A 7,697-nucleotide genomic window follows, 5' to 3' on the forward strand; every position below is an offset into this window, starting at 1 on the left:
ATATCGAGGTCTACATCTGGATAGGCATGCATAAAATCGGCAAACAGTCTGGACAGGTCTGTAATGCCTAATGCCATAGGGGCATTAATCTTGAGTTTTCCTCGCGGTGTTTGTTGTAGCGCCTGTACAAAGGCATCTGCATCATCGAGTTTAGCCAAAATGTCACGAGCGTATTTAAGATATCCCTCGCCAGCATGAGTGAGCGTAATATTGCGGGTTGTTCTATGCAGCAAACGAACCCCCAGCTCATCTTCAAGGCGAGTTATTTCTTTACTGATCATTGATTTGGATGTGTGATTTTGTTCCGCAACCCGAGTGAAACTCCCCACTTCAGCTAAACGCACAAATAATTCAATTGCTCTTAACATATTCATTGTATGCCCACACATTGGCTCTACTGTTTCCAATTTAGAAACATATGGTTCGTATTGTTACTATATATCGCATCAGTCTATTTCACTAATCTTTTCTCTGTCAGCAACACAAGGCTGAAAGAACAAACTTCACCATGCTGGGAAGTCAATTTAGTCAAAACGGAGATAAGTTATGTATACATTATATTTTTTGCCTAGTGCCTGTTCGCTTGCCACTCAAGTCGTGCTACGTGAATTGGGACAGGAAGTCACTCTCATTGATAAGCAAACAGTTGAAAGTTTTACAGAGATTAACCCTGTGGGCACGGTACCTGTATTGCTCGATGGTGATCAAACGTTGACCGAGGGGGCAGCGGTAATGATTCACCTTCTAAGCAAACATCCCAATAAGATGTGGCCGGATAATGACCCTGTTGCCAAGCAATCTGCCATTCAAGATATTATGTTTGCCAACGCAACTATGCATCCCGCTTATAGCCGACTCTTTTTTGCGGCGAATTCAATTGAAAATGTTGAACTAAGAAATCAGGTCTTTGAGGCAGCAGCATCTAATATTCGCACACTGTGGCAAGTGGTCGAAGATAAGCTGACCACTTATCACTTCCTGGGGGGCGAGCACGTTTCTGCTGCTGACATCATGTTAGCCGTATACTCTCGTTGGGGTGAAGGGTTTCCAGTCGACATCAACATTCCCCCAAAAGCACAAAAGATGATTGATCATGTCTTGTCTATGCCAAGTTTTGCTACCTCACTTGCTGCTGAGCAAGGTGAAAATGCTTTGGTTAATGCTGTATAGAAGGAGGGGGTGATGAAGCTTAGTGAGCATGAGTTTACCGAACTCGAGCAAGTAAGCCTGGTCATACAGCGCTATTTTGACGGCCTTCATTATGGGGACACGAAAAAGCTGCGCGAGATATTTCATTCCGATGCATATCTCAAGGCACCAGATTTAAGGCGTAGTCTGGATGAGTGGTTAGCGCTGGTGGCACAGAGGCAAAAGCCTGTAACCAATGGCGATGAGTATGTGTACCGAATCTTGTCTGTTGATGTTATTGGTCAGCAAGCGATGGTGAAGGTGTTGTGTCCACTTTTAGGAAGTATCTATATCGACTTTCTGGGTTTGCTAAAAGAGGACGGTCATTGGCGTATCGTCAATAAAATGTACGCAGATGCATAGCGAGTAATGAGGGAATAACCAGATGCCATACATTAATGTGAAAGTGACCGATGAAGGGGTAAGTTGTGAGCAGAAGAATGAAATCATTCAAGGTGTGACTCAACTTATGGTGGATGTTTTAGGCAAGGATCCGAAAGCGACCTTTGTGGTAATTGATGAGATCAATACCGATAATTGGGGGATAGGTTTTGAACAAGTGTCCGAGTTACGAAAACAGCAATTAACATAATGGTTAATGGCCAAGGCATGTTGCGTGCCTTGGCTGTTTTATATTTACTTTATATCAACTTATTTACCAAACCTAAAAAATATATATTCAACTTGCTGATAATCCTCAAGTTATTAAATATTCCTCTTGTATTTAACGCTATGGCAACCATAGCTATTTATTGAGGGGAATAAATCATGATTAAGAATGTAATGAATGCCAAGGCGGTTTCTTCACTACTTTTAGTTTTCACTATGTTTGCGCCAACGGTTCATGCCGATTTGGATGATTGGCATGAAGAGCGTGTTGAAGAACGCCGTGAAGAAAGGCGCGAAGATCGCAGGGAGGATAGAAGGGAAGAGCGACGTGAAGACAGACGAGAAGAGCGTAGGGAAGAACGTCGTGAAGAGATAATAGAAGATATCATCGACTAACGTTTATCATCCTGCCAATGGGGTTTATGCATCGGTGAAAGAAGCCGAGTGGTCAGAATTATCACCGATGCAATATGGTTACGTATTACTCGATTGGCTTTAACTTGTAGACTATTAGGTTTTCACCATTATAGAAGCTGGTTACTACGTTCTCGCCAACTTTTTTAAATCGCATTGAGCTGAAAACCTTGGTACTTTTATCAATCTTGTCTTTCAGTGATTTGCTATCCGAGTCAGCAAATACTTGAATTAGTACTATTCGACCATTGCTGTCTTTTTGATACTGGGCATCATAGCGAACATTGAATTTCTTGGCTCGCTCGTCTTGACCGTAGATATTTAAGGTGTTGCCATCAAACTCCATGTAAAAGGCTTCACCTTTTACTGATTCGGCTTGCCAAAAGCCATTGATCTTATAGAAGACCGGTGTGAATTTCCCTTTGAGAAACAAGAGCACCAGACTAAGAACGATGATACTAGTCAGTAGCTTAATTAAGGGGTGATATTTATGCATTGTTTGTCCTCTCCACACCCGTAAATAGTGGCACTGACCTTATCGATATAGTCATAATGGGTTGATTGCAATGTTTCATTTATCAGTTTGAGTTCATTCTCATTTGGAGTAAACAGTATAAATGTATTATTTATTCGCACTGCCTCAATGTCTTCTTGTTGAGTAAAGCTGACACCGAACACAATCAGTAAACTGGCGAGAATGGTGATTAAGCCGAACATAGGTTTACTAAGCCTGATCTCTGGTTTTTTCTTCTTCTTCGGCGATGGGGCTGGGACAGCGGTTTCAGGTTTGGCTGTTGTTGTTATCTCTGGCCCTGCATCGTTAGTTTCTGGAAGAGGGGGGATGCTGGTATGAAATTCAGGCTGCACCCCTAGCTTGTAGCCTCGTTTGGGTACGGTAATGATCAGGGCCTTACCTTGGTTGAATAGCTTCGAGCGTAAACTGTTAACCGTTTGGTTAATAGTAAACTCTGACGCATAGGTGTTCGCCCACACGTTTTCCGCGATGTCAGTACGAAGCGCTACATTCGGGTATCGTTGACAGAGATACTTGAGTAATTCGGCCTCTTTGATGCGTAATTGAGTCTGGGCACCATCATTGCTATTAGTGATCAACATATCAGTGAGTGAAACCTTCAGGTTTTGAAGACTGATATAAGTGATATTATCGTCGAGCGGGTTTGCCATATTGGTTTTTCAGTACTGTAAGTAATGCATCATGATTGAAGTTATAGACGAGCAAATTATGATACAGTTCAAATTGTTAAGCAACAAAATGCAAATATAATTGAACAGAGCTCAAAATCCGCCCATTCATAATAAGCTAAGTGTTTGACTAGCCGAAGGACTTTCCAAGTCCTTTAAGCATGGTAACTTTTTCACGCATTAAAATGGATGACTTTTCCATCTTTTCTACTTGTTCCAGATTTTTTGTCGAAGAATATGAGATTTGGTTAACATTGTTACTGATTTCAGCTGAGACCATTCCTTGCTCTTCGGCTGCCGTGGCAATCTGAGTCGATATCTCTGCCATTTCATCAACCATAGCAACAACTTCTCTAATACTTTGGGCTGTTGTATCTGTGTTGTCGACACATTCTTTGGTCTTCTCAATACTGACGGTTGTCCGTGACTGCCATTGGTTCAAGGTTGAGTTAATATCGTTGATGCCATGCTGTATTTTTTCAGTGGCACCGTGTGTTCGTTGCGATAGAGCACGTACTTCGTCGGCGACGACAGCAAACCCGCGCCCTTGCTCTCCTGCTCGGGCAGCTTCGATAGCGGCATTCAGTGCCAGCAGGTTCGTCTGCTCAGCTATGCCCTGTATTTCTACCATCATGGTTTCTATCTGATCGGAGACTTTGACTAGAGACTTGGCCGTCTCGGCGGTGTTTTCTGTCTCCTGCTCCAATTCACTGATAGCCTGCTGGGTTAAATTGAGTGCCTCGGTGGTTTTGATACATTGCTGTTGGGCGGTGGCAACTTTGTCTGCTGTCAGCTGGGTATTCTGAGCAATTTCGTTAGATACGGTTGATAGTTCGGTGATGGCCGAGGCAATCATCTGTGTTTCCTTGTCTTGTTCGGTGATAGATGCCTTGGCTGATGTGGAGGCCTGTTGCAGCGTATCAGCAACGTTTGCCAGCGTGCTTGAGGCATCATCGACACGTCCCAGTACGGTTTTCAGCCGGGCATCACCTAACTGGAGGTGAAACTTGGCAATAGACTCTTTGGTATCTCCGCTATAGATAATCCGGGTTAGGCTGTCGTACTGGTTTGTCAGTTGCTTCAAAAAGGAAGGTGTTGTCAGTAACTCGTTTCGGAAAAGCAAGAAAACCAGAATTAGAGGCAGTAGGGCGCTGAACTCCACATAGTCAGGCACAAAGAAAGGCACGGCAGCTATCGTCAAGACAGTTATTACCAGACACAGTAGCATTTTATGTATGACAGAGAACTGGAATGAATACGGGTTTTTCTCTTGGTTGAGCTGCTGGTAGATTTGTTCAGCCCTGGTAATCATTTCACTGCTGGGCTTGCGCCTGACCGACTGGTACCCGCAGACTTGATTGTTTTCATACAATGGGGTGACGTAAGCATCAACCCAGTAATAACTACCGTCTTTGCAGCAATTTTTGACAATGCCTCGCCATGATTGCTCTGTCTTGAGATGCTGCCATAAGTCAGCGAAGGCCTGGGGCGGCATATCGGGGTGTCGGATAATGTTGTGGTGCTGACCAACGAGCTCATCTGCTGAATAACCACAGATGTCAACGAATTCGTCATTGGCATAGGTAATGACGCCTTTCAAGTTGGTTGTCGTAACCAGCTGAGCATTGGGATCCAAGACTATTTCATTGTCTGTGACATGGGTATTCTTTCGCATAGATATTCCCTCTCTACATCAAAAGTCATGGCTTGACAGCTGAAGCTGCATCATTGGCTCCACAAGTCATTAAATGGCTTTTGTTACGACAAAAATGTCATTACAAAAAATGCGGTATAACTCCGCTTAAAATAAAATGTAGATGGGATATCACTTATATACATAATTGAATTTTTGGCGTTTTATCACGATTCAGTGTATTGGTATTAATATCGCTAGAATATTCTTATTATTTATTTTTTATAACACAAATTGCATATCGGGTGGATGTGATTGCGTTAAAAACAATATAAAGTTTCGTGATGAGTGACTTTATAAAAAAGATGAACTGGAAATTGGTGCCAGTGGGTATTTCTCGTGGGGGCTGAGTGTATTAGTTAGATAATTTTCGTGCTTAAGTGTTTGTTTATAAAGAAAAGCCCACATAAACCGTGGGCTTTTTCAGTTCGATAGGGTGGCTTAAGCCGCCGGTACCATAACTTGGGTCGCAATGATTACCACGATAATACCAACAAAGACCGGTACAGAAGTACGTTTAACAACCTCGAACGGAGATAGCTTCGCCATGCCCGAACAGGCAACAACAACGCCAGATACCGGAGAAATGGTACGGCCAAGGTTAGATGCCTGAAGCATAGGGATTACCAGATACGCCGGGTTGATGCCCATTTTGGCCGCAAGGCTAGGGATGAGTTCTACAAAAGCGTAGAACGGAGCATTACCTGAACCGGTAGTGACAGCTGCAATTGCTGTGATACCAACCAATAGGATCATCAGGAAGATACCGCCGGCGCCTGCGATTTCAGCAAGGTGCAGCAGGTTGTCGATGAAACCAACAGACTTCAAACCCTGGGCAAACACACCGGCCGCAATCAACAGCATAACCACGCCTGAGAAGGCATCAGCCATCCCTTTATACGCAGCATCCAGGCCTTCAAATACCATTTTTGAATTACGGTGACGGATAAGCTCGATCACTGCAGCAAGGAACATACAGATCACCAAAATAGTGACGATGTGTAGTTGAGGGAATAACTTACCGCTGAATAGCAGTACACCGATGATTGGCGTGAATGGCAGGATGCAGAAGAACTTTGGTGCATCGACAGTCAGTTCGCTAACGTCCAGTTTCTCGTGAACCACGCCTTCTTTGTCATCCAGGTAGCGCTGCCAGAAGTAGTGAGCAGCCGCCATGGCGATAATTGCGACAATAGAAATTGGCAGCGTTGTCTTGAAGGCAAAGTCGATCAATTCCATGCCTGCAGCTTCAGCTGCTACGACAACATCACCCGAAGTTGGAGACAGAATGATAGCTGCTGGTGACGCACAGATTGCTGCTGCTGCACCGCGACTGATACCCATATTTACCATCAGTGGGAATAGGGTTGCCATTAGCAATACACCCAGGCCAGTTGCAGATGAAACGGCAAGAGACATTAGGCAGGCGACGAAATAGGTGGCAACCATCAGAATGTAAGGTGATTTGATAAACTGTAGTGGTTTGGACGCCATTTTCACAACCATGTCGTTGGCACCGATCTTGGTCATGTAGGCTGCAAAACCACAAAGCATCATGATCATCATGCCAAGTCCGCCGGCACGGTACATTAGCAAGTATTTAATATACTCAAATACATCAGTGACTGCGTTGCCTGTCGATGTAACGCCAGTAGGCAGTACGTTCTTACCTAATGCCGCTGTGATGGCAAGCAAAATTATACCGCCAGTTAATAGCACTCCAGTTGCTGTGTATCCCTTGAAGATGTATCGACCTACACCCGCAGCAACCAGAAGACCAATTAAAAGCTCCAACATGGAAGTGTCCTCTTAAACTACAAAATAAAACCAATTAAAAGAAAATGTGTGTATATAAAAATACTTTCTTACACATTATTTATGGCCAATTTACCTAATTAGTGGCATTTACTCGACATATAACGGTGGTATTTATGATCTAAAGCAGTATTTTAGGCGGCGTATTTTTATTGTGCTACTGGCTTGAAAACTAATATGAAAAAAGCTGTAACAAAAGAGTTAATTGATAGTTTTGAAGGAAATTCTAATAAAGTAGCAATATGGCGTCATTATAATAACTGTTGCTTATAGAGTATGAACTAGTTGATAGCGTAATTAATTAGTGAAGGTTGCTATTGGCAGTGTTGTTTAACAAATTCCATAAAGGCACGATCAGCAACAGACAAATACCCGTTTTTTCGCCATGCAATCGCAATATCAAGGTATACAGGCTGCTTAAAAGGAATGGCCGACAATCCTTGTTCATGCTGTGTCACCATTTCCAGCAGTGCCGTAATGGCAAAATCATTACGGACTATTTTCAAAATCATTGGCAGCAGGTTGGTTTCGAAGGCGATTTGAGGTGTCAATTGATGGTGATGACAAACATCATCAATGAATTCTCGGTGAAAATAGCCTTGCTTGAACATCACGAGTTCGTTTTTGAAAAAATCACTGAAGCTGATCGTTTTTTGCTGGGCCAACGGGTTTCCCTCGCCAACCACAGCAACCATTTGCGAGTTGATAAGATGTTCGGTGACAAGGCTGTCAGGGACATCTGCGTTGTGGATGATGCCGAGATCCAACTCGCCAT

10 protein-coding genes are annotated in these 7,697 nt (G+C 43.4%); 4 read left to right on the forward strand and 6 right to left on the reverse strand.

Features of this window, described 5'->3' with window-relative positions:
• The coding region (locus MHN01_RS10305; RefSeq protein ID WP_239411271.1) for a LysR family transcriptional regulator at nt 1-374 on the reverse strand (374 nt) is incomplete at its 3' end.
• Between the two features lie 172 nt (nt 375-546).
• On the opposite strand from MHN01_RS10305, the gene MHN01_RS10310 reads away from it, so the two are divergent.
• The 4 genes from MHN01_RS10310 to MHN01_RS10325 all read left to right on the forward strand — a co-directional run bounded on the left by MHN01_RS10310 (nt 547) and on the right by MHN01_RS10325 (nt 2,193).
• Complete coding sequence (locus MHN01_RS10310; RefSeq protein WP_239411272.1) at nt 547-1,170, forward strand: glutathione S-transferase family protein; 624 nt, start codon at nt 547-549, stop codon at nt 1,168-1,170.
• 12 nt (nt 1,171-1,182) lie between these two features.
• Nucleotides 1,183-1,551, forward strand: a complete 369-nt coding sequence (locus MHN01_RS10315) for a nuclear transport factor 2 family protein (protein WP_239411273.1) — start codon at nt 1,183-1,185, stop codon at nt 1,549-1,551.
• Nucleotides 1,552-1,573: 22 nt separating this feature from the next.
• A complete protein-coding gene (locus MHN01_RS10320) occupies nt 1,574-1,780 on the forward strand; it encodes a 2-hydroxymuconate tautomerase family protein (protein WP_239411274.1) in 207 nt (68 codons plus the stop codon).
• 176 nt (nt 1,781-1,956) lie between these two features.
• Nucleotides 1,957-2,193 carry a hypothetical protein gene (locus tag MHN01_RS10325; protein WP_239411275.1) on the forward strand — a complete coding sequence of 79 codons (237 nt, stop codon included), beginning with the start codon at nt 1,957-1,959 and terminating at the stop codon, nt 2,191-2,193.
• 85 nt (nt 2,194-2,278) lie between these two features.
• Here the strand turns inward: MHN01_RS10325 and MHN01_RS10330 are convergent, their stop codons facing one another.
• The 5 genes from MHN01_RS10330 to MHN01_RS10350 all read right to left on the reverse strand — a co-directional run.
• Nucleotides 2,279-2,707: a hypothetical protein gene (locus MHN01_RS10330; RefSeq protein WP_239411276.1), complete on the reverse strand. Its 429-nt coding sequence runs from the start codon at nt 2,705-2,707 to the stop codon at nt 2,279-2,281.
• On the reverse strand, nt 2,686-3,396 hold the full coding sequence (locus MHN01_RS10335; RefSeq protein ID WP_239411277.1) for a winged helix-turn-helix domain-containing protein: 711 nt from the start codon (nt 3,394-3,396) through the stop codon (nt 2,686-2,688). Before MHN01_RS10335 ends, MHN01_RS10330 begins: the two co-directional genes overlap by 22 nt.
• A gap of 148 nt (nt 3,397-3,544) precedes the next feature.
• Nucleotides 3,545-5,089 carry a methyl-accepting chemotaxis protein gene (locus tag MHN01_RS10340; RefSeq protein ID WP_239411278.1) on the reverse strand — a complete coding sequence of 515 codons (1,545 nt, stop codon included), beginning with the start codon at nt 5,087-5,089 and terminating at the stop codon, nt 3,545-3,547.
• Between the two features lie 459 nt (nt 5,090-5,548).
• On the reverse strand, nt 5,549-6,904 hold the full coding sequence (gene dcuC / locus MHN01_RS10345) for an anaerobic C4-dicarboxylate transporter DcuC (protein ID WP_239411279.1): 1,356 nt from the start codon (nt 6,902-6,904) through the stop codon (nt 5,549-5,551).
• A 332-nt stretch (nt 6,905-7,236) separates the two neighbouring features.
• A partial coding sequence (locus MHN01_RS10350) for a LysR family transcriptional regulator substrate-binding protein (RefSeq protein ID WP_239411280.1) occupies nt 7,237-7,697 on the reverse strand: 461 nt, incomplete at its 5' end.

Origin of the sequence: Photobacterium sp. OFAV2-7 (genome assembly GCF_022347985.1) — a bacterium.
In the GTDB taxonomy this organism is placed as follows: domain Bacteria; phylum Pseudomonadota; class Gammaproteobacteria; order Enterobacterales; family Vibrionaceae; genus Photobacterium.

Coding starts and splice junctions, on each gene's coding strand:
- MHN01_RS10315 (WP_239411273.1), top strand. CDS start 1,183: ATGAAGCTTAGTGAGCATGAGTTTACCGAACTCGAGCAAGTAAGCCTG.
- MHN01_RS10310 (WP_239411272.1), top strand. CDS start 547: ATGTATACATTATATTTTTTGCCTAGTGCCTGTTCGCTTGCCACTCAA.
- MHN01_RS10320 (WP_239411274.1), top strand. CDS start 1,574: ATGCCATACATTAATGTGAAAGTGACCGATGAAGGGGTAAGTTGTGAG.
- MHN01_RS10330 (WP_239411276.1), bottom strand. CDS start 2,707: ATGCATAAATATCACCCCTTAATTAAGCTACTGACTAGTATCATCGTT.
- MHN01_RS10340 (WP_239411278.1), bottom strand. CDS start 5,089: ATGCGAAAGAATACCCATGTCACAGACAATGAAATAGTCTTGGATCCC.
- MHN01_RS10335 (WP_239411277.1), bottom strand. CDS start 3,396: ATGGCAAACCCGCTCGACGATAATATCACTTATATCAGTCTTCAAAAC.
- MHN01_RS10325 (WP_239411275.1), top strand. CDS start 1,957: ATGATTAAGAATGTAATGAATGCCAAGGCGGTTTCTTCACTACTTTTA.
- dcuC (WP_239411279.1), bottom strand. CDS start 6,904: ATGTTGGAGCTTTTAATTGGTCTTCTGGTTGCTGCGGGTGTAGGTCGA.